Raw genomic sequence first — 20,657 nt, 5'->3', positions numbered from 1 at the left:
GCTACAGCAGCCGCGCCCCCAGCACGGCCACGGCCGCGGCGCACGCCAGCAGCCAGCCGGCCAGCAGGCGGCGCCGCAGTCCGCGGTAGGTCTCCTCGTACTCGCCCCGCAGCGCGTGGGCCCGCTCGGCCGTGTGCTCCCATGAGGAGCGGGCGAGTGCGAGGTACTCCGCCTCGAAGCGCCGCTCGATCTCGTCCCGTTGAGCCCGGGTCAGCCAGTCGAAGGGGGCGGTGAAGCGTGCGGCTGCCGCGCGGCCGTCCCTACGGGCGGCGGCGATCAGCAGGTGCCCCTCGACCTCGTTGACCAGCACGCGCGCGTCCTCGCCCCTCATGACGTCGTCAACTCCCGCTCCGGCGCGGCATCCTGGCCGTGGTGAAGGTCGAACGCCGGGGATTCGCTGCGGATGCGGGGGAGCCGCACGAAGTTGTGGCGCGGGGGTGGGCAGGAGGTCGCCCACTCCAGCGAACGGCCGTAGCCCCACGGGTCGTCCACCTTCACCTTCTCGCCGTACTTCGCCGTCTTCCACACGTTGTAGAAGAAGGGCAGGAACGACATGCCCAGCAGGAACGAGAAGATCGACGACACCGTGTTCAGCGTGCTGAGCCCCTCGACCGCGAGATAGTCGGGAATGCGCCGCTGCATGCCCTCGGCGCCCAGCCAGTGCTGCACCAGGAACGTGCCGTGGAAACCGGTGAACAGCGTCCAGAAGGTGACTTTGCCGAGCCGTTCGTCGAGCATCTTCCCCGTGAACTTCGGCCACCAGAAGTGGAATCCCGCGAACATCGCGAAGACGACCGTGCCGAAGACGACGTAGTGGAAATGGGCGACGACGAAATAGCTGTCCGAGACGTGGAGGTCGATCGGCGGGGACGCGAGCATCACGCCGGTCAGGCCGCCGAAGGTGAAGGTGATGAGGAAGCCGGTCGCCCACAGCATCGGGGTCTCGAAACTCAAGGACCCCTTCCACATCGTGCCGATCCAGTTGAAGAACTTCACACCGGTCGGGACCGCGATGAGGAACGTCATGAACGAGAAGAACGGCAGCAGCACACCGCCGGTGACGTACATGTGGTGCGCCCACACCGTCACCGACAGGCCCGCGATGGCGATGGTCGCGCCGATCAGGCCCATGTAGCCGAACATCGGCTTGCGGGAGAAGACCGGGATGACCTCGGAGATGATGCCGAAGAACGGCAGCGCGATGATGTACACCTCTGGATGGCCGAAGAACCAGAAGAGGTGCTGCCAGAGCAAGGCTCCGCCGTTGGCCGAGTCGAAGACGTGTGCCCCGAACTTCCGATCCGCCTCCAGCGCGAACAGCGCGGCGGCGAGCACGGGGAAGGCGAGCAGGACCAGCACCGCGGTCAGCAGCACGTTCCACACGAAGATCGGCATGCGGAACATTGTCATGCCCGGCGCGCGCATGCAGATGATCGTGGTGATGAAGTTGACCGCGCCGAGGATGGTGCCGAAGCCGGAGAAGGCCAGACCCATGATCCACATGTCGGCGCCGACGCCCGGCGAGCGGACCGCGTCCGACAGCGGGGAGTAGGCGAACCAGCCGAAGTCGGCCGCGCCCTGCGGGGTCAGGAAGCCGCCCACCGCGATCGTCGAGCCGAACAGGTACAGCCAGTAGGCGAACATGTTCAGCCGGGGGAAGGCCACGTCCGGGGCGCCGATCTGCAGCGGCATGATCCAGTTCGTGAAGCCGGCGAACAGCGGCGTCGCGAACATCAGCAGCATGATCGTGCCGTGCATCGTGAACGCCTGGTTGAACTGCTCGTTCGTCATGATCTGCAGACCGGGGCGGGCGAGCTCGGCGCGCATCAGCAGCGCCATCACCCCACCGATCAGGAAGAACGCGAACGACGTGACCAGGTACAGCGTGCCGATCGTCTTGTGGTCGGTGGTCGTCAGCCACTTGATGCTCTTGAGGTTCCTCACGACCCGCCTGTGTCCGCACCGGCCCGCGCCGTCACACGCGCCGGACGCGACGAGCATCACGGAAAAGGGTGTGACGATCCCGAAGGTGCCGGACACGAACCGAACATGAGCAACGACGAGATCTTCGCCGCTGCCTATCGCGAGCACTACTGGGCGGTCAGCCGTTATGTCGCACGTCGACTGAGCGGGCGGACCGGCGAGGTGGAGGAAGTGGTGGCGGAGGTGTTCACGGTGGCCTGGCGGCGCCGTGCCGACCTGCCGGCGTCCCCGCTGCCGTGGCTGTACGGCGTGGCACGCAACTGTCTGGCCAACGCGGTACGCGGACACGGGCGCCGGCGCAGGCTGCTGGACCGGCTGGGCAACGACGAGACCGCGCACGGCCGGCAGATCGTGGACAGCCCCGACGCCGAAGCGCCGGGCGCCTGGGTGCACGACGCGCTGGGCCGGCTCTCCGAGGCCGACCAGGAGGTCCTTCGCCTGACGGCCTGGGAGGAACTGGGCGTCGACGATCTCGCCGTCGCGCTCGGCTGCGGCACCCGGGCGGCCGCGATGCGGCTGCACCGCGCCAGGCGCCGGCTGCGCGCCGAGATCGACCGTATGCGCCCCGCTCTCGCCGACGGAGGGACCGCCACGAAGGAGCACCGCCATGGCTGACGAACTCGAACTCCTGCGCCACGCCAACCCCGTACCGGCCGACGCACCGCGTTTCTGTGACGGCCCCTTGGACCACCGGGCGGAGCGGCATCTGACGGACCTGCTGGACGGCGGGCGGAGCGAAGGCCGGCGGTCGGCGCCTCTCCCCGGCCGGGGCCGGCGTGCCGGGCCGCCCCGGGGCCTCCCGTCCGACGGCGAGCGCCGCGGTGAGAGCGGGCGGCGGACGCGTGGTCCCGTCCGGGGCAGCCGGGGGAAGGTCCCCTGGGGGCGGTCCGCGCCTCTTGTTCTCGGTAGCCGGCCGGCCAAGGCCGCCTGGGGTCTCACGGCCGCCCTCGTCGTGACCGTCGTGACGCTCGCCCTCGTGCTCACCGGCCCCGGCACGCCGCCCGCCGTCGCCGCGCCCCGTCCGCTCGTCGTGCAGGCCGGCTCCACCCCCGTACCGCTGAAGGTGCTGGCCGGGCGGGCGCGGGCGGCCGCGGCCGACGGCTCGCCGAGTCTGCGCAAGGGCAGCCACGTGCAGTCGTGGAGCCTCGGCATGAGCGAGGACGCGCCGCCGATCACCCTGCCCGAGGAACGCGTCGTGCGCTGGCGGGCGGACGGCAGCCACACCGAACTCGTCGTCGCGACCGACCCGCGCCACCCCGGCCGGCCCGTCCTCAGCGACGGTGGCGGCGCCCGCCCGGTGCCGGACGGCCATGTGATCAGCCGCCGGACCTACCCGCCGAGCTGGAGCGACGCCCCGCCGGAGTCGACCCCGCCGCACGACGTCGCCCGCCTGCGCGGCTACCTGAGCGAGGCCGCGTACCTGCACACCGCCGCACCCACCACCCCCGAACTCCTCGACGCGGTGGAGGTGTTGCTCGACCACTGGACCCTCGGCGCCCGCGAGAACGCGACCCTCGCGGCGCTGCTGGCGGACACCGGGGGCCTGCACCCGGCCGGGCAGGTGACCGACCGGCTCGGGCGGCGCGGCCAGGCGTACGTCTACGAGGGCCGGGGCCTGCGCCGGATGCTGGTGATGGACCCGGTCACCGGCGCCGTGCTCGGCCTGGAGAGCGTCTTCGTCCGGGCCGATCCCGCGTACGGCGTCAAGGCCGGCGACGTGATGTCGTACAGCGCCTGGATGCGCTGATCACACCCCGAGCTGCCGGGCGGCGGCGTCGACGGTCTGCTCCAGCAGTGTGGCGATCGTCATCGGGCCGACACCGCCCGGCACCGGCGTGATGAGGGAGGCGCGCTCGGCGGCGGAGTCGAAGTCGACGTCGCCGACGTTGCCCGCGTTGTACCCGGCGCAGACGACCACGGCACCCGGCCTGATGTCCTCGCCGCGGATCAGCCGCGGCCGGCCCACCGCGGCCACCACGATGTCCCCCTCCCGGACCACGGACGACAGCTCGCGGGTACGCGAGTGGCAGTAGGTCACCGTCGCGTCGCGGCCGAGCAGCAGCATGCCGACCGGCTTGCCGAGGATGGCACTGCGACCCACGACGACCGCCCGCCTGCCGGCCGGATCGACGTCGTACTCCCTCGAGCAGCCGCATGATCCCGCCGGGGGTGCAGGAGACGAATCCCGGCAGGCCGAAGCTCATCGTCGCGAAGGACGCGAAGGTGACGCCGTCGACGTCCTTCTCCGGCGCGATCGCCTCGAACGCGGCCCGCTCGTCGATGCGTTCGCCGACCGGGTGCCGCAGCAGGATGCCGTGCACGGCGGGGTCGTCGGACAACGCGCGCAGAGCGGCGACGAGTTCCCCGGTGGTCGTGGCGGCCGGCAGGGCCACATGCCGGGACGCGATGCCGGCCTTGCGGCAGCGGTTCTGCTTCATCCGGACGTACGTGACGGAGGCCGGGTCCTCGCCGACCAGTACCGTCGCGAGGCAGGGCGCCGCACCGGTGCGCCCGGTGAGGTCGGCGGCGCGCTCGGCGGTGTCCTCGACGATACGGCGGGCGAGCGCCGTGCCCTCCATGAGCCGGGCCTGGGTCATGATCCACTCCTGGGCCGGTGACGGATCGCCCAGGCGCACGGCATCGACTCCGCGGAGCCGCTCCCCGGTGGTGCTCCACCTCAGCGCCAGTCACGGCCCGCCGACAGCCTGACCCGAGGCCGGCCCGGACAGACCGAAGACCGGGACCGCCCACGGCGGGCGCCCGGAACCCGGCCTCTCTCCTCCTACTCGTCCCAGGCCTGGATCAGGATCTCCTCGGCGATCTTCCCGTCGCGCAGCGTGATCATCGACTCGGCGAGCACCCGGGTGCCGTCCGAGTACCGGCAGGACTGGCTGTACGCGGCGTGGTCGCCCTGGATGATGCACTGGTCGACCTTGTGCGTCATGTCCCGGCTGTAGATGTCCTGGAAGAGGGCGCCGATCTCGTCGCGCCCGCGCAGGACCCTGGGCCGGCTCGGCTGACTGTTGCGGTCCACGATGCGTACTTGCGCGTCGTCCGCGTAGAGGGACAGAAGATCTGTCGCCGTGTGTCCTTCGACGCCCTTGCGCAGTGTCTCGGCGTTGAAGGTGGAGCTTGCCGCGGTGCCCATGGTGACCTCCTCCGAGAGCCGCGGCCCTGTGCGGAGCGGGCCGCGCAGCACCTCACCTTCGAGACTCCTCCGCCCCGGCAGGCTCGGCAAGCGCAGGGGTGCGATGCGCCTGACGGGTGAGCGGGGCGGTGCGCCCGTGTCCGGCCGGCGTCCGCGGCCGTTGCTGAAACCATGATCTCAACACGACGTATCGCCGCCGCCGTTGGTCTCGCCGCGGGGATCACGGGCCTCGCCGCGCCGATGGCGGGCGCGGCCCCGGCCGTTCCGAACCCGGGCCGGATCAGCCCGATGGCCACGCTCGACTCGCTCGCGGCGAGCGACGTGCCGGCGAAGCACGTGGGCGAGATGCCCCGGCCGTCCGAGCAGCTGCAGCGGCTGAACGACCTCAACCAGCTGCACCAGGTCACCGACCTGGCAGCCCCCCTGCTCCCGCTCCTCGGCGCCATCCACTGAGCCGCTGACCGACCGAGGGCCGCCCGATCCGGGCGACCCTCGCTGTGTGCGGGGACCCCGACCTCACCCGGCCGTCGCCAGGAACTGGGTCGCCGCGAGCTCCGCGTACAGCGGGTCCGAGGCGACGAGTTCGCGATGGGTGCCCACGGCACGCACCCGGCCCGCGTCCATGACGACGATCCGGTCCGCCATCGTCACCGTCGACAGCCGGTGGGCGACGACCAGGACCGTCGTCGTGCGGGCGACGTCCGCGACGGTGTCGCGCAGCGCCGCCTCGTTGACCGCGTCCAGCTGCGAAGTGGCCTCGTCGAGCAGCAGCAGGCGGGGACGGCGCAGCAGCGCGCGGGCGATGGCCACCCGCTGGCGCTCACCACCGGAGAGCTTGGTGCCGCGGTGCCCCACCAGCGTCTCCAGGCCCTGCGGCAGGCGGGAGACCAGCCCGTCGAGACGGGTCGTCTTCACCACGCGCGCCACGGCGTCGTCGTCCGCCTCCGGGTTGCCCAGCAGCAGGTTGTCCCGCAGTGAACCCGACAGGACCGGCGCGTCCTGCTCCACATAGCCGATCGCCGACCGCAGCCGCGGCAGCTCCCAGTCGGCGAGCGGGCGGCCGTCCAGGGAGATCGTCCCGGACTCGGGGTCGTAGAACCGCTCGATGAGCGAGAAGACCGTCGTCTTGCCCGCGCCGGACGGACCGACGAACGCCGTCATGCCGCGCGGGGGCACGCGGAACGACACCCCGTGGTGCACGTACGGCAGGTCGTCGGCGTACCGGAAGCGGACGTCGTCGAAGGCGAGGGCGGCCGGTTCCGCGCCGGGCGACGGCAACGGAGCGGGCCGGTCCGCGGGTTCGGACGGCAGGCTCAGCGCCTCCTGGATGCGGGCCAGGGCGGCCGCGCCCGTCTGGTACTGGGTGATCGCGCCGACCACCTGCTGGATCGGGGAGATCAGGTAGAAGACGTACAGCAGGAACGCCACCAGCGTGCCCACCTCGATCGCCCCGGTCGCCACGCGTGCCCCGCCCACCGCCAGGACGGTGATGAAGGCGATCTGCATCGCCAGACCGGCCGTGTTGCCCGCGGCCGCCGACCACTTGGCGGCGCTCACGCTCTGCCGCCACGACTCCTCGGCCGCCTCGTGCAGCGTCCGTTCCTCACGGTGCTCGGCACCGGAGGCCTTCACCGTGCGCAGCGCGCCGAGGATGCGCTCCAGCGAGGCACCCATCACTCCGACCGCGTCCTGCGCCCGCCGGCTGGCCCGGTTGATGCGGGGCACGATCACCCCGAGGACCGTGCCCGCGCCCGCGATCACGGCCAGCGTGACGCCCAGCAGCACGGGGTCGACGAGTCCCATCATCACCACGGTCGCGACGAGGGTGAGCCCGCCGGTGCCGAGGCCCACCAGGGAGTCGGTGGTGACCTCGCGCAGCAGTGTCGTGTCCGAGGTGATGCGCGCCATCAGATCGCCGGGCTCGCTGCGGTCCACCGCCGTGATCCGCAGCCGCAGCAGATACGACGACAACGCGCGCCGCGCGCCGAGGACCACCGACTCCGCGGTGCGCCGCAGCACGTACGAACCGAGCCCGCCCAGGGCCGCGTTGGCGATGACGAGCGCGGACATGGCGAGCAACGCGCCGGTGATGGCCCGGTCGTGGGACAGGTCGTCGATGAGTCCCTTCGCCACCAGCGGCAGCAGCAGCCCGGTGGCGCCCGTGAGCAGCGACAGCAACGCGCCGGTCAGCAGGGCCCACCGATGCGGCCGGACGTAACCGATGAGCAGCCGCCAGGCGGCCGGTGGGGTCTCGGTGGTTGCGATGCTCACGGGGCTCCTCGCGCGAAGGGTGGAGCATTCAGGCTACGTCGGCCGCGTCGCCGGGCGCGGGGCGCCGCCGCCGTTACCGATCAGTCACCTCTAGGGTCGAAAGGACGGACACCGGCGAAAGGAAGGGTTCAGCACCATGGCGCAGGAAGTACGGGGCGTGATCGCACCGGGCAAGGACGAGCCGGTGCGGGTGGAGACGATCGTCGTGCCCGATCCCGGTCCCGGTGAGGCGGTCGTCCAGGTGCAGGCGTGCGGGGTGTGCCACACCGACCTGCACTACAAACAGGGCGGCATCAGCGACGACTTCCCGTTCCTGCTCGGGCACGAGGCGGCGGGCATCGTGGAGTCGGTGGGGGAGGGCGTCTCCGACGTGGCGCCCGGTGACTTCGTGATCCTCAACTGGCGTGCGGTGTGCGGGCAGTGCCGGGCCTGTCTGAGGGGCCGTCCCTGGTACTGCTTCAACACCCACAACGCGAAGCAGAAGATGACGCTGACCGACGGCACCGAGTTGTCCCCGGCGCTCGGCATCGGCGCGTTCGCGGAGAAGACCCTGGTCGCCGCGGGGCAGTGCACCAAGGTCGACCCGGCGGTCTCCGCGCAGGTGGCCGGTCTGTTGGGTTGCGGTGTGATGGCGGGCATCGGCGCGGCGATCAACACCGGCAACGTGGGCCGCGGCGACACCGTCGCCGTCATCGGCTGCGGCGGCGTCGGGGACGCGGCGATCGCCGGCTCCCGGCTGGCCGGCGCGGCGAAGATCATCGCCGTGGACATCGACGACCGGAAACTGACCACCGCGAAGAAGCTGGGCGCCACCCACACCGTCAACTCCAAGGAGAACGACGCCGTCGAGGCGATCCGCGAGCTGACCGGCGGCTTCGGCGCGGACGTGGTGATCGAGGCGGTCGGGCGCCCGGAGACGTACAAGCAGGCCTTCTACGCCCGTGACCTGGCCGGCACGGTCGTGCTGGTCGGCGTGCCCACGCCGGAGATGAAGCTGGAGCTGCCGCTGCTGGACGTCTTCGGCCGGGGCGGGTCGCTGAAGTCGTCCTGGTACGGCGACTGCCTGCCCTCCCGCGACTTCCCCATGCTCATCGACCTGCACCTCCAAGGACGCCTGCCGCTCGACGAGTTCGTCACCGAGACGATCCGACTGGACGAGGTGGAGAAGGCGTTCGAGCGGATGCACGGCGGCGACGTGCTGCGCTCGGTGGTGGTGCTGTGATGGCCGCCCGCATCGAACACCTCGTCACCTCAGGGCAGTTCAGCCTCGACGGGGGCACCTGGGACGTCGACAACAACGTGTGGCTCGTCGGCGACGACCGCGAGGTCGTCGTCATCGACGCCGCGCACGACGCCGACGCCATCCTCGCCGCGGTGGGCGAACGGCGGCTGACCGCGATCGTGTGCACCCACGCCCACAACGACCACATCGACGCCGCGCCCGAACTCGCCGACCGCACCGGCGCCACCATCTGGCTGCACCCCGACGACCTGCCCCTGTGGAAGCAGACCCACCCCCATCGCGACCCCGACGCGCATCTGGTCGACGGCCAGGTCATCGAGGCCGCCGGAGCCGACCTCACCGTGCTGCACACCCCCGGGCACGCGCCGGGCGCCGTGTGCCTGCACGACCCCGGACTGGGAGTCGTCTTCACCGGCGACACGCTCTTCCAGGGCGGCCCCGGCGCCACCGGCCGCTCCTGGTCCCACTTCCCTACGATCATCGACTCCATCCGCGACCGGCTGCTCACCCTGCCGCCCGAGACCAGGGTCCTCACCGGCCACGGCGACCCGACCACCATCGGCGCCGAGGCGCCCCACCTCCAGGACTGGATCGACCGCGGCCACTGAGCCCCCTGCGCCGACCAGGTGATCACCGGACCCGGCGACAAAAGGCGACAGAAGATGTCCGGCTTCCCCGGCACCCTCGAACCGTGACGACAACCGAGGGAAACGGGAGGCCGGACATGTCCGCAGCACTCGAGGGAAAGGTCGCGCTCGTCGCCGGGGCGACCCGCGGAGCCGGACGCGGGATCGCGGTGGAACTCGGCGCCGCCGGTGCCACCGTCTACGTCACCGGACGCAGCACCCGCGCACGGCGCTCCGAGTACGACCGCCCCGAGACCGTCGAGGACACCGCCGACCTGGTCACCGCGGCCGGCGGCCGAGGCATCGCCGTACCCACCGACCACCTCGACCCCGTCCAGGTCCGCGACCTCGTCGACCGGATCGCCGGAGAACAGGGCCGCCCCGACGTCCTCGTCAACGACATCTGGGGCGGCGAGACCCTCTTCGAGTGGAACGCCCCGGTCTGGGAGCACGACCTGGACAAGGGCCTGAGGCTGCTGCGGCTCGCGGTCGAGACCCACGCGATCACCAGCCACCACGCCCTGCCCCTGCTGCTGCGCCGGCCCGGCGGGCTGGTGGTGGAGGTCACCGACGGCACCGCCGAGTACAACCGCGACACCTACCGCGTCTCCTTCTTCTACGATCTTGCCAAGGCGTCCGTCCTGCGCATGGCCTTCGCCCTCGGCCACGAACTCGGCCCGCGCGGCGCCACCGCCGTCGCGCTGACGCCCGGCTGGATGCGGTCGGAGATCATGCTCGACCACTTCGGCGTCCGCGAGGACAACTGGCGTGACGCCCTCGCCGACGTCCCCCACTTCGCGATCTCGGAGACCCCGCGCTACGTGGGTCGCGCCGTCGCCGCCCTGGCCGCCGACCCGGACGTCTCGCGCTGGAACGGCGCGTCCCTCTCCAGCGGCGGGCTCGCGCAGGTCTACGGATTCACCGACCTCGACGGCAGCCGGCCGGACGCCTGGCGCTATCTCGTCGACGTCCAGGACGCGGGCAAGCCGGCGGACACCACCGGCTACCGCTGAGATCAGGGGTGCGGCGCGGGCGGCAGCGGCCAGCGCGCGGAGTGACCGGGTGGCAGGGCCAGGTCCCGCCGCACCGCCGCGTAGTACGCCCGCCGCCCGGTCCGCTGCCGTTCCAGCAGTGCCTGCCAGGCCGCCGGATCGCGGGTCTCCTCGCGCAGGAACCGTTCCATCTCCATCACGCAGATGACCCAGTCGCGCGCGCTCTCCACCACCTCCGGGCTGCCCAGCAGGAGCAGCGACTCCCCGGCCGGGTCGCGGGCCGTCGTGGCCTCGGCGATCAGCGGAGCCGCCTCCTCGGCTGACAGGGGGTGGGGGTGCGGGTCGTTGCCGAGATGGGACGCCACCCGGTAGGCCAGCGTGACAGCCGTCTTCAGCACCCGTGCGTAGTCGGCGTAGACCGCAAGCCGCCGCTCCTCCCAACGGGCTTCCCGCTCCCGCCGGAACCGGGCCTGATCACCGCGCACCACGGCCAGGTACGAGCCGAGCGCGCCGATCACCACGCCGATCAGCGCGGGGAGTTGCTGCAGGAACACGGACATGCGCGCACGCTATCTGCCCCGGAGATCGTTCCGGGAGTAGGTTCGGCCCATGGCTGACTCACAGCGCTTCGCCGGACACGGAGTTCTGGTCACCGGCGCCGCCCGTGGCATCGGCGCCGCGATCGCCCGGCGGCTGGCCGAGGAGGGCGCGAGCGTCCTGCTGACCGACACGGACGGCTCCGAGGCCGCGAGGACCGCGACGGCGCTGCGCGAACAGGGCCTGCACACCGACGCGTTGGCGTGCAACGTCGGCGACCGGGTGGCGGTGCAGGCGGCCGTCGCCCACGCCGTCGACACCTTCGGCGCGTTGGACGTCCTGGTGAACTGCGCGGCGCACTGCACCCCGGACACCCCGCTGTTCGAGGACGGCACCGACGAAGGGTGGGCGCGCGACCTCGACATCACCCTCACCGGCGCCTACCGGTGCTGCCGGGCCGCCCTGCCGCACCTGGCCGCCTCCGGCCGCGGCGCCATCGTCACCATCGGCTCGGTGAACGCCGTGCAGGACTTCGGCAACCACGCCTACAGCGCGGCCAAGGCGGGCCTGATCTCCCTCACCCGCACCATGGCCGCGCACGTCGCGGCCCGGGGCGTGCGCGTCAACCTCGTGATGCCGGGCACAGTGCGCACCTCCGCCTGGGAGGGCCGGGACGAGGAGCTGCACGCGATGCGTACGCTGTACCCGCTCGGCCGGGTCGGTGAGCCGGAGGACATCGCCGCCGCCGTCGCCTTCCTCGCCTCGCGCGACGCGTCCTGGATCACCGGGACCGCGCTCACGGTCGACGGCGGTCTCACCGCCGTCAACACGGGGTTCCTGCGGGCGACCGGGCAGCATCGGGATGTCTGAGAACTCACCCTGTGAGCTGGGGCACTGCGAATGTCACCGTTTCGTCGCATCGTGGGCGATCCCTGCAACCGATCGCTGGGCACGCCGGTCTAGCTTGCAGACACCACGAATCAGAAGACCACACCACACGAGAGGCAAGGCCGGCCATGGGGGACATACGCAGACGGGCAGCCGTCGTACTCGGGATCACCGGACTGGTGGCACCGCTCACACTCGTTCTGGGCAGCGGATCGGCCCAGGCGTCCACGAGCTGCACCACCTCGACCGGCCCGTACCAGAAGCAGGTGGAGAAGTTCCTCGGCCTGCCGGTCGACGGCAAGCAGTCCACCAGTGACTGCAAGGCCATCAAGGCATTCCAGACCAAGCACGGCATCACGCCGAACATCGGCTACGCCGGGTCCGTCACCTGGGGCGTGATGGATCTCATGAACAAGCAGAAGGCCGTCGGGAACAACCCCAACAAGGACGGCAAGTGCCCGACGAACAAGGGCCGCATCGCCTGCGTGAACCTCACGCTCCAGCTCAGCTGGATCCAGGACGGCAGCAGGCTCGTCTACGGCCCGGTCCCGGTCCGCACCGGCCGTGACGGCTACGAGACCCGCACCGGGCTGAAGAAGATCTACTGGCGTGACATCGACCACGTCTCGAACATCTACAACGTGCCGATGCCCTACAGCCAGTTCTTCGACGGCGGCCAGGCCTTCCACTCGGTGAACCTCAGCATGTGGAACCCGCCGGGCTCGCACGGCTGCGTCAACATGACCCCGACGACCGCCAAGAAGTACTGGTCGCTGCTGAAGACGGGCGACGACGTCTTCGTCTACGGCCGCAAGCCGGGCACCTGAGCCGGCACCCGGCCCCGGCGTCCCGCTACTGCGGGGCGTCCCCGAAGTCCGGTATCTCCAGCCGGATTCCGCCCTGCCGCGCGGACTCGTGCGCGACGATGCCCGGCAGGGTGTAGCGGGCCGCCACCCACGCGTTCACCGGCGGCAGCGACCGGGTGTTGACGGCCGTGACGAAGTCGTCGACGAGGAAGTGGTGGCTGCCCTCGTGACCGTTGTGCAGGTGGTCGAAGACCCTGGGCAGCCGCGCCCGGTCGTGCACGGGGGCCGAACCGGACGTGAAGGCGGCCCGCAGCTCCGGCGCGATGTGCCGCAGCGAGGGGTCGTCGGGTGACAGGGTGGGCTTGGGCTCCAGCAGCACGCTGATGTCCTGCACGCCCTTCTTGTCCTGCCACAGCGCCACCGTGGCGAGCTGCTCCATGCTCGCCTCCGTGCCGAAGAACCGGAAACGCGACTCCCGGATGTGGGAGGGGTAGCCCACCCGCCGGAACTCGTTCGTACGGAACGAGCCCCCGCCCGCCACCTCGAACAGCGCGGTGGCGTTGGAGAAGTCGTTGCCGAACTGGCTGACGTCCTTGTCGAAGACGCCGTCGCCGCGCTCGTCGACGACACCGAGCGCCGACACGCTCACCGCGTGCGTCTGCCAGGCGCCGAGCACCCCGCCCACCGAGTGCGTCGGGTACAGCAGCGGGGGGTAGCTGGCGGTCTGCTTCCAGTTCTCGCCCCCGCTGTACCGGTACGCGTCGTAGAACCCGAGATCCATGTCGTGGACGTAGTCGCCCTCGGCGTAGAAGAGCCGCCCGAAGGCGCCCTCGGCGATCTGGTTGCGGGCGTGCACGGTCGCCGGGTTGTACTGGCTGGTCTCGCCCATCATGTACGTCAGCCCGGTCGCCCGGACCGCGTCGATGATGGCGGCGATCTCCTCGGTGGTGATCGCCATGGGGACCGCCGAGTACACGTGCTTGCCCGCGTTCAGGCCCTGCAGGACCAGCGGTCCGTGTGTCCAGCGCTGGGTGAAGACGGCGACCGCGTCGACGGCCCTCCGACTCCAGCATCGCCTGGTACGAGGGGAAGGTGCCCGCCAGCCCCTGCGCGGCGGCGAGTCGTTCGGCCCGGTCGGGCAGGAGGTCGGTGACGTAGACGTCGCTGACGCCGGGGTGGGCCTGGAACAGCGTGGCGAACTGGCCGGAGAACTGGCCGGCGCCGACGATGCCGAGCGAGAACGTCATGGAGGACTTGCCCTTCACTGGTCGAAGCGGTCCACTTACTTTCGTCGTGGAAGAATCGAGACGTCAAGAGCTGCGCCTTTTTCTCTTATGAGCCGCCCGGCCGACTAAGATCCCAAGAGATTGATTTCATGACGAAAAAAATGGATGGGGGAGTATGACCTCCATGACCACAGGTGCCGCGAGCTGGCTTCCGCTGAGTCCAGGAGAGCGCTCGGTGGCGATCGAGGTGCTCGTCAACGGCCCGCTGTCGCGCACCGAGCTCGCCCGTCGCCTGGACCTGTCCGCGGGCAGTCTCACCCGGCTGACCAAGCCCCTGATCGAGTCGGGGCTGCTGGTCGAGGTCGCCGAGGCGGGCACGCCGCCGGAGGTGCGCCAGGGGCGCCCCTCGCAGCCGCTCGACGTCGTCGCGGAGTCCCGCTCCTTCATCGGCTTCAAGGTCACCGAGGACATGGTCTACGGCGTCGTCACCACCCTGCGCAGCGACATCGTCGCGCGCCACGACCGCCCGCTGACCACGCACGACCCCGATGAAGTCGCCGATCTCCTCGCCGAGATGGCCGACGAGCTCGCCGCCGCCCATCCGGGCCCGGCCGGCATCGGCATCGGCGTGGGCGGCCTGGTGGAGGGCCGTTCCGTGGTGGCGGAGTCGCTCTTTCTGCGCTGGAACGACGTCCCGCTCGCCGATCTCGTGGAGGAGCGGACGGGGCTGCCGGTCGTGGTCGAGAACGACGTCGCCGCGCTGGTGGAGGCCGAGACCTGGTTCGGCGCCGGCCGCGGCCTCGACCGCTTCGTCGTCCTGACCATCGGCGCCGGCATCGGCTACGGGCTCGTCCTCGGCGGCAGGCGGGTGCCGAACGCCGAGGAGGACCGCGGCTTCGGCCGCCACTGGATCATCGACCCCCACGGCCCGCTCACCCCGACCGGCGAGCGCGGCAGCGCCGTCTCCCTGCTGGCCATCCCCAACATCCGCTATCAGGTCGCCGCCGCCACCGGGTGCGACCTGGCCTACGAGGAGATCCTGGACCAGGCCGGCGCCTGTGAGCCCATGCCGGCCCGGGTCGTCGACGAGGCGGCCCGCGCCCTCGGCGTCCTGCTCGCCCAGATCTCCAACTTCGTGATGCCCCAGAAGATCCTGCTCGCCGGGGAGGGGGTGGGGCTGATGGATGTGGCGGGGGACACGGTACGGCGGACGATCGACGCCCGGCGCCACCCGCGTGCGGCCCCGGTCGACCTGGAGACGAAGGTGTCCGACTTTCACGACTGGGCCCGTGGCGCCGCGGTTCTGGCGATCCAGGTGCTGGTCCTCGGGGCGGCGGAGATCATCTGAACTCCCCCGTGGGGCCGGGCAGATGGACGTGATCAGCAACACGGTCCGATATGCCCGTTTCCTGCGTTATTGCTCACAGCGCCTTCACCTTTGGGGCTCTATGCTTCACAGCATGTCCACCACTGTTGAACCGGCTTCCGAGCGCTCGGCGGCCGAGGTCAACGAGGAGATCCGGGCCCTGTGGCTCCGGTCCGGCGGGACACTGACGGGCGAGCAGCGCGAGGAGTACCAGCGCCTCGTGCTGGAGTGGGCCGCCGCGGCCACGCAGCCCGTGCCGGCGGCCTGAGCCGCACCTGACCGCAGTCCGCCGGGAATCCCGGCGCCGGACCGGGGCACCCCGGTCCGATGGGCCCTCTCCTCGCACTGGCCTCGGCCGTCCTCCACGGCATCGTCGACTACTCCGGCGGGATCCCCTCCCGCCGGTTCCGGCATGCCGCCGTCAGCGCGTCCTCGGCGACAGCCCGGACGCCGTCGCCTGCAGCGGGAGCGGCCCCCTAGCTCCAGGTCGCCGAGTAGTAGCGCCGGTATGCCTTGCGGTCCTGTTCCTCGCGGAAGTAGCGGGTGGCCACCAGGGCGATCAGGCTGCCGCCGACCACGAGCATGCCGGGGCCGATGTTCTGCGGGTCGGTGAGCCGCGCCAGCAGGGTCTCGCCGGCGGCGCCCGTGGCGGGTGCCGAGGAACCGGGCGAGGTGGCGCCCGGCGCGATCGAGCTGTGCATCGAGGACGCCGACGGCGCCGGCGTCGGCGAGCCGCCCTGACCGGCGGCCGCCTGCTTGGACACGATCAGCTGGACGCCGAGCGCCTGCATCGCCTTGGTCAGCGGCTGGAAGAACGTCGTGCCGCCCGTCGTGCAGTCGCCGCTGCCTCCCGAGGTCACGCCCAGCGCGATGCCGTCCGAGAACAACGGCCCGCCGCTGTCGCCGGGTTCGGCGCACACGTTCGTCTCGATCAGCCCGGTCACCGTGCCCTCCGGGTAGTTGACCGTCGCGTCCAGCCCTTTGACCTCGCCGTCGTGCAGCCCGCTGGTGCTGCCGCTGCGGAACACCCGCTGCCCCACCGCGGCGTCGGCCACGCCCGTGATGCGCACGCCGTTGCCGTTGCCGATGGCGACGATGTCGGCGCCTTGGCCCGCCGAACCGCTCGCGTACTGGACCAGGGAGAAGTCGTTGCCGGGGAAGTTCGACTGAACCGTCGTGCCGAGCTGCTGGTTGCCCTGGTTGTCCGCGAACCACGTCGAGCCCTTGGGCCCGCAGTGCCCGGCGGTGAGGATGAAGTCGCTCTGCCCGTTGGTCACGTTGAAGCCCGCAGAGCAGCGCCCGCCCGTGGACAGGATCGGCTGCGCCCCGTTGAGCCGGGTGGTGAACGTGCCCTGGGTGCGCTGCATCTGGACGAAGCCGCCGATCCCGGAGGCCACCTTCGTCATGCTCGACCAGTCGGAGGCCGAGACGGTGCTGTCGGCCTGCACCACGATCCGGTTCGTCCGGTAGTCCATGACCCAGGCGGTCCCGGCCACGCGGGGAGCCGCGCGCAGCGTCCTGGTGGCCGCCTTCAGCTCGTTCATGCTGTGGCCGACCATCTTCGCCTTTGCGCCCGCCCGCTCCACCTGGGCGGCGGCCTTCTCGTCGGTCACGGCGACGACCGTGCGCCCCGCCGAGTCGATCCACGTGCCCGCCGTGCGCGCGGTGCCGAGTCGTGAGATCAGCGACGCGCCGGTGCCGGAGGCGGAGTCCGCGGCGGCGAACGGCACGGCCGAGGTGCCGGACGGTTCGCTCGCCATGGCGGCCTGCGTCACCATGGCGCCTCCCACAAGGAGTCCGCCGACGGCCGCCAGTCGCGTCACTCGCCGGACGATCCGTCGTCGTGCGTGCCTCATGCATGGCTCCCGAACCAGAACGCGCGGCGTCAACGCCGCGAGGCACTCCGGTCGTTGAGCACCCTCTTCCCATACGGGGCGGGAGGCGCGCGCGTTCAGCGCGGGGACGATCTTCTAGCGTTTGCGGCCCACCCCGCCGTAGATCCCCACCTCGTCCGGCGCGTTCCCGTCCGGGGTGTCCGGCCGCCAGCGCGAGCACGTCACCACCCCCGGCTCCAGCAGCTCCAGCCCGTCGAAGAAACGGATCACGTCCTCCGGGGTGCGCTGGGTCAGCCTCGGGGTGCCGTGCTCGTTCCAGAACCTGACCGCCTCGTCCACCTCCGGCAATGCCGGACTCGTGACGGTGTGGGACAGCACCAGATGGCTGCCGGCCGGCAAAGCGTCCATGAACCTGCGCACGATGCCGTACGGGTCCTCGTCGTCGCCGACGAAGATGACCACGCCGAGCAGCAGCAGGGCGACGGGACGGCTCAGGTCCAGGGTGCGGGCGGCGCGCTCCAGGACCGCGTCGACGTTGCGCAGGTCCTCGTCCAGGTGGTCGGTGCGGCCCTCGGGCGTGCTGGTGAGCAGGGCGCGGGCGTGGGCCAGGACGAGCGGGTCGTTGTCGACGTAGACGATCCGTGACGCGGGGGCGAGCCGCTGGGCGACCTCGTGCGTGTTGTCGGCGGTGGGCAGCCCGGTGCCGATGTCGAGGAACTGCCGGATCCCGGTGTCGGTGACGAGATGGCGCACGGCGCGGCCGAGGAAGAGCCGGTCGGCGCGGGCGTACTCGCCGATGCCCGGGTGCAGTTCACGGATGCGGTCGCCGGCCACCCGGTCGACCTCGTAGTAGTCCCCGCCGCCCAGCCAGTAGTTCCAGATCCGGGCCGTGTGCGGGCGCAGGGTGTCGATGCGTCTGCGCAGGGCCGCGGCCGGATCGTCGGTGGCTGCCGGGTTCTCCGTCACGGGCTCAGCTCCTGGAGTGCCTGGTGGTGCGGTGGGCGCACTGCAAGAGGCAATCTAGACGGCCGAGTTGATGTCTGCCGAGGGTTCGGGGCAGGTCGCACCGGCGCCCCCGAGCAGCGCCCGCGCCACGTCGTCGCCCCATACCGACGCCGCGTCCACGTACGGGCGCAGCAGCGCGGTCAGCGCCGGGTCCGCCCGACCGCCGAGCGCGTCGTCGGCGATCTTGCGGGCGATCCCGGCGAGGAAGTCGGCGAGTTGCACCCGCGGGTCCTCCCGCGCGACCACGAGTCGCAGCTCGGCAAGCCGGACGCCGGAGCGCCGGGCGGTCTCCTCGATCCAGGCGATGCGCTCCGGCGTCAGCATGTTCTGCCGGTCGTGCACCAGGCGGACGCGCCGGCCGCCCGCGCTCCAGTACGCGGCCGTGGCGACGATCGCGGGCAGCAGCGGGTTGAGCACCGGAACGAGCGTGGGCCCCGCGTCGATCCGGGCGCGGTAGGCGTCCGCGCGGGGCCGCGCCGCCGCCAGCCGTTCCAGCACCGCCGCGGCGCGCGTACCCGCGTGCGCCCGCCGCAGCGCGTCGACGGTGCGGAAGAACCGCTCGGCGGGTTCGGAGGGTTCCCCGTCGTTGCGCACCCGCAACAGCCGGTTGGCCGCCTGGAGGAACTCCCGCCAGTGCTCCTCGCCGAGCGTCCGCCGCCCCTCGCGGTACAGCGGCAGGGCCTCGCCGCCGTCGCCGAGCAGCAGGTCGGCGGCCCGGTCCACGACGAAGAACGCCTTCTCCGTCAGGTGCACATGGGCCGTCCCGTGCAGCGGCCCTCCGGGGGCGAGCAGCCACTCCAGCACCGCCCGGTGCTTCTCCCGCAGCAGGTGGTTGGCCTTGTACTCCTCGGCGGGCGAGCGGATCCGGTCCCGTACCTCGCGCAGGTACCCGGCCGCGGCGTCGACCGGCAGCCGCACACTGGCGTGCGCGAACACGTCGGTGTTGCCGCCGGTGAGGTTCTCGCCGTCCGACCCCGACTCGTCGCACCCGACTTCCAGGTCGTTCCAGGTCACACCACAGCCCCCTATCTTGTGCCCCATGAACAGGATTGCGCACGACACACCCGGTGCATCAAATCCTTTGCGCGCCCTCACCCTCGACGTTCTGCGGCGCCGCACCAGCATGAAGTGGCGCACCTACCCGCCCGACGTGCTGCCGCTGTGGGTGGCCGAGATGGACGTGCCGCTCGCCGAACCCGTCGTCCGCGCGGTCACCGACGCCCTGGCCCTGGGCGACACCGGCTACCCCTGCGGCACCGGGTACGCCGAGGCGCTCGCCGCCTTCGCCGAGAAGCGGTGGGGCTGGGACGGCCTCGCCGTGGAGCGCACGGCGATCGTGCCCGACGTGATGCTGGGCGTGGTCGAGATGCTCGAACTGGTCGGCCGGGCCGGGGACCCGGTGGTCGTGAACACGCCCGTCTATCCGCCGTTCTTCCCGTTCGTCGCCCACATGGACCGGCCGGTCCTGCAGGCGCCGCTCGGCGCGGACCACCGCATCGACCTCGATGTCCTGGAGGAGACCTTCCGGCAGGCGGTCGCCGGCGGACGCCGGGCGGCCTACCTGCTGTGCAGCCCGCACAACCCGACCGGCACCGTGCACACCGCCGCCGAGCTGACCGCCGTCGCCGCCCTCGCCGACCGGTACGGCGTGCGCGTGGTCGCCGACGAGATCCACGCCCCGCTGACCGCCGCCGACGTGGACTTCGTGCCCTACCTGAGCGTCCCCGGCGGGGAGAACGGCCTGTCCCTGATGTCCGCCTCGAAGGCGTGGAACCTCGCCGGTCTGAAGGCCGCGCTCGCGATCGCGGGCCCCACGGCCGCCGCCGACCTCGCCCGCATGCCGGAAGAGGCCGGCCACGGAGCGAGCCACCTCGGCGTCCTCGCCCACACCGCCGCCCTGCGCGACGGAACCGCCTGGCTGGACGCCCTGCTGGCCGGCCTCGACGACAACCGGCGGCTGCTGGCCGACCTGCTCGCCGCGCACCTGCCCGACCTCGGCCACCGGCCGGGCGAAGCCACCTACCTGGCCTGGATCGACTGCCGAGGACTCGGCCTCGGCCAGGATGATCCGGCCGAGGTCTTCCTGGAGCGTGGCCGGGTCGCCCTGAACTCCGGGGTCCCGTTCGGGAACGGCGGGGCGGGCCACGTACGCCTGAACCTGGCGACCTCGCCGGAGGTGATCGAGGAGGCGGTACGGCGGATGGTGGCGGCCGTGCGCCCATGACGGTCGGCCTGCCCGCCCGGCCGCCGGCGCCTTCCCGATCTTCTCCGCGCGCCCGGGGGTGCCTAGACTTCTGTCATGGACGACACGGCGCTGGAGCGGCTGAGCGAGGGCAAGTATCTGCTGGTCACCAGTTTCCGCAAGAACGGCACCCCCGTCGCCACCCCGGTGTGGGTGGTGCGCGACGGGGACGGCCTCGGCGTGTGGACCACCGCGGACTCCTGGAAGGTCAAGCGCATCCGGGCCCGCGGCGATGTCCTCGTCGGCCCCTGTGACCTGCGCGGTCACCCCACCGGCGCGCAGATCCCGGCGACCGCCGAGATCACCGACGGGAAGACCGTGGCCCGCTACCGCGACCTCATCGCCCGCAAGTACGGCATCGTGGGCCGCCTCACCCTCCTCGGCAGCCGGCTGCGCCGGGGCCAGGACGGCACCGTCGGCATCCGTGTGACCCTCAAGCCCTGACACGCGTACGGCCGCGCTGCCCCCTCGGCAAGGGAAGGGGCAGCG

The 20,657-nt window shown here is 71.7% G+C and carries 20 protein-coding genes, 2 pseudogenes and 1 riboswitch; of the genes and pseudogenes, 12 read left to right on the top strand and 10 right to left on the bottom strand.

What is annotated here, in order from left to right; translation table 11 throughout:
- Position 1 precedes the first annotated feature (1 nt).
- Positions 2-331, bottom strand: a complete 330-nt coding sequence (locus tag LN251_RS39985; RefSeq protein ID WP_458249043.1) for a hypothetical protein — start codon at positions 329-331, stop codon at positions 2-4.
- Positions 328-2,001 (bottom strand): aa3-type cytochrome oxidase subunit I, encoded by a 1,674-nt coding sequence (gene ctaD / locus LN251_RS39980; RefSeq protein WP_458249530.1) that lies wholly within the window; start codon positions 1,999-2,001, stop codon positions 328-330. The genes LN251_RS39985 and ctaD overlap by 4 nt, the downstream gene beginning before the upstream one ends.
- Positions 2,002-2,049: 48 nt before the next feature.
- Between ctaD and LN251_RS39975 the strand changes: the two genes are divergently transcribed.
- Both LN251_RS39975 and LN251_RS39970 read left to right on the top strand, forming a co-directional pair.
- Positions 2,050-2,598, top strand: coding sequence for an RNA polymerase sigma factor (locus LN251_RS39975; protein WP_458249042.1), 549 nt, complete (start codon positions 2,050-2,052; stop codon positions 2,596-2,598).
- Positions 2,591-3,730, top strand: coding sequence for a CU044_5270 family protein (locus tag LN251_RS39970; protein ID WP_458249041.1), 1,140 nt, complete (start codon positions 2,591-2,593; stop codon positions 3,728-3,730). The genes LN251_RS39975 and LN251_RS39970 overlap by 8 nt, the downstream gene beginning before the upstream one ends.
- On the opposite strand, the pseudogene LN251_RS39965 reads toward LN251_RS39970, so the two are convergent.
- Together LN251_RS39965 and LN251_RS39960 are read right to left on the bottom strand one after the other, a co-directional pair.
- Positions 3,731-4,580, bottom strand: a pseudogene (locus LN251_RS39965) (bifunctional 5,10-methylenetetrahydrofolate dehydrogenase/5,10-methenyltetrahydrofolate cyclohydrolase).
- Between the two features lie 20 nt (positions 4,581-4,600).
- Positions 4,601-4,684, bottom strand: a riboswitch (ZMP/ZTP riboswitch).
- Positions 4,685-4,765: 81 nt separating this feature from the next.
- A complete protein-coding gene (locus LN251_RS39960) occupies positions 4,766-5,131 on the bottom strand; it encodes a nuclear transport factor 2 family protein (RefSeq protein WP_383679530.1) in 366 nt (121 codons plus the stop codon).
- A gap of 171 nt (positions 5,132-5,302) precedes the next feature.
- On the opposite strand from LN251_RS39960, the gene LN251_RS39955 reads away from it, so the two are divergent.
- Positions 5,303-5,584 carry a hypothetical protein gene (locus LN251_RS39955; RefSeq protein ID WP_458249040.1) on the top strand — a complete coding sequence of 94 codons (282 nt, stop codon included), beginning with the start codon at positions 5,303-5,305 and terminating at the stop codon, positions 5,582-5,584.
- A 63-nt stretch (positions 5,585-5,647) separates the two neighbouring features.
- Here LN251_RS39955 and LN251_RS39950 read toward each other — a convergent pair whose 3' ends face one another.
- Positions 5,648-7,402 carry an ABC transporter ATP-binding protein gene (locus tag LN251_RS39950; protein ID WP_458249039.1) on the bottom strand — a complete coding sequence of 585 codons (1,755 nt, stop codon included), beginning with the start codon at positions 7,400-7,402 and terminating at the stop codon, positions 5,648-5,650.
- 136 nt (positions 7,403-7,538) lie between these two features.
- Here LN251_RS39950 and LN251_RS39945 point away from each other — a divergent pair, with 136 nt between their 5' ends.
- The 3 genes from LN251_RS39945 to LN251_RS39935 all read left to right on the top strand — a co-directional run bounded on the left by LN251_RS39945 (position 7,539) and on the right by LN251_RS39935 (position 10,284).
- A complete protein-coding gene (locus LN251_RS39945) occupies positions 7,539-8,624 on the top strand; it encodes an S-(hydroxymethyl)mycothiol dehydrogenase (protein WP_458249038.1) in 1,086 nt (361 codons plus the stop codon).
- Entirely contained in the window at positions 8,624-9,253 is a 630-nt protein-coding gene (locus tag LN251_RS39940) for an MBL fold metallo-hydrolase (RefSeq protein ID WP_458249037.1), read from the top strand. Before LN251_RS39945 ends, LN251_RS39940 begins: the two co-directional genes overlap by 1 nt.
- 116 nt (positions 9,254-9,369) lie before the next feature.
- Complete coding sequence (locus tag LN251_RS39935) at positions 9,370-10,284, top strand: SDR family oxidoreductase (protein WP_458249036.1); 915 nt, start codon at positions 9,370-9,372, stop codon at positions 10,282-10,284.
- A 2-nt stretch (positions 10,285-10,286) separates the two neighbouring features.
- On the opposite strand, the gene LN251_RS39930 is transcribed toward LN251_RS39935, so the two are convergent.
- Complete coding sequence (locus tag LN251_RS39930; RefSeq protein WP_458249035.1) at positions 10,287-10,823, bottom strand: hypothetical protein; 537 nt, start codon at positions 10,821-10,823, stop codon at positions 10,287-10,289.
- 49 nt (positions 10,824-10,872) lie between these two features.
- Here LN251_RS39930 and LN251_RS39925 point away from each other — a divergent pair, with 49 nt between their 5' ends.
- Both LN251_RS39925 and LN251_RS39920 read left to right on the top strand, forming a co-directional pair.
- Entirely contained in the window at positions 10,873-11,670 is a 798-nt protein-coding gene (locus tag LN251_RS39925) for an SDR family NAD(P)-dependent oxidoreductase (protein ID WP_458249034.1), read from the top strand.
- Between the two features lie 146 nt (positions 11,671-11,816).
- The gene (locus LN251_RS39920; RefSeq protein ID WP_458249033.1) at positions 11,817-12,515 is read left to right on the top strand and encodes a L,D-transpeptidase family protein; all 699 of its coding nucleotides are present in this window, start codon (positions 11,817-11,819) and stop codon (positions 12,513-12,515) included.
- Positions 12,516-12,540: 25 nt separating this feature from the next.
- On the opposite strand, the pseudogene LN251_RS39915 reads toward LN251_RS39920, so the two are convergent.
- Positions 12,541-13,741, bottom strand: a pseudogene (locus LN251_RS39915) (Gfo/Idh/MocA family protein).
- Between the two features lie 163 nt (positions 13,742-13,904).
- Between LN251_RS39915 and LN251_RS39910 the strand changes: the two are divergent.
- Complete coding sequence (locus tag LN251_RS39910) at positions 13,905-15,068, top strand: ROK family protein (RefSeq protein ID WP_458249032.1); 1,164 nt, start codon at positions 13,905-13,907, stop codon at positions 15,066-15,068.
- Between the two features lie 100 nt (positions 15,069-15,168).
- Entirely contained in the window at positions 15,169-15,354 is a 186-nt protein-coding gene (locus LN251_RS39905) for a hypothetical protein (RefSeq protein ID WP_058927971.1), read from the top strand.
- A gap of 208 nt (positions 15,355-15,562) precedes the next feature.
- Here LN251_RS39905 and LN251_RS39900 read toward each other — a convergent pair whose 3' ends face one another.
- The 3 genes from LN251_RS39900 to LN251_RS39890 all read right to left on the bottom strand — a co-directional run bounded on the left by LN251_RS39900 (position 15,563) and on the right by LN251_RS39890 (position 18,940).
- Complete coding sequence (locus LN251_RS39900; RefSeq protein ID WP_458249031.1) at positions 15,563-16,942, bottom strand: S1 family peptidase; 1,380 nt, start codon at positions 16,940-16,942, stop codon at positions 15,563-15,565.
- Between the two features lie 114 nt (positions 16,943-17,056).
- Positions 17,057-17,887 carry an SAM-dependent methyltransferase gene (locus LN251_RS39895; RefSeq protein WP_362990901.1) on the bottom strand — a complete coding sequence of 277 codons (831 nt, stop codon included), beginning with the start codon at positions 17,885-17,887 and terminating at the stop codon, positions 17,057-17,059.
- A gap of 54 nt (positions 17,888-17,941) precedes the next feature.
- Positions 17,942-18,940, bottom strand: coding sequence for a hypothetical protein (locus LN251_RS39890; protein WP_458249030.1), 999 nt, complete (start codon positions 18,938-18,940; stop codon positions 17,942-17,944).
- Between the two features lie 25 nt (positions 18,941-18,965).
- Here LN251_RS39890 and LN251_RS39885 point away from each other — a divergent pair, with 25 nt between their 5' ends.
- Positions 18,966-20,150, top strand: coding sequence for a MalY/PatB family protein (locus LN251_RS39885; RefSeq protein WP_458249029.1), 1,185 nt, complete (start codon positions 18,966-18,968; stop codon positions 20,148-20,150).
- 75 nt (positions 20,151-20,225) lie between these two features.
- Positions 20,226-20,612, top strand: a complete 387-nt coding sequence (locus LN251_RS39880; protein WP_458249028.1) for a PPOX class F420-dependent oxidoreductase — start codon at positions 20,226-20,228, stop codon at positions 20,610-20,612.
- Positions 20,613-20,657 lie beyond the last annotated feature (45 nt).

Source organism: Streptomyces sp. MAI_2237 (assembly GCF_054189285.1).
This window is presented reverse-complemented; position numbering and strand designations above follow the sequence as displayed.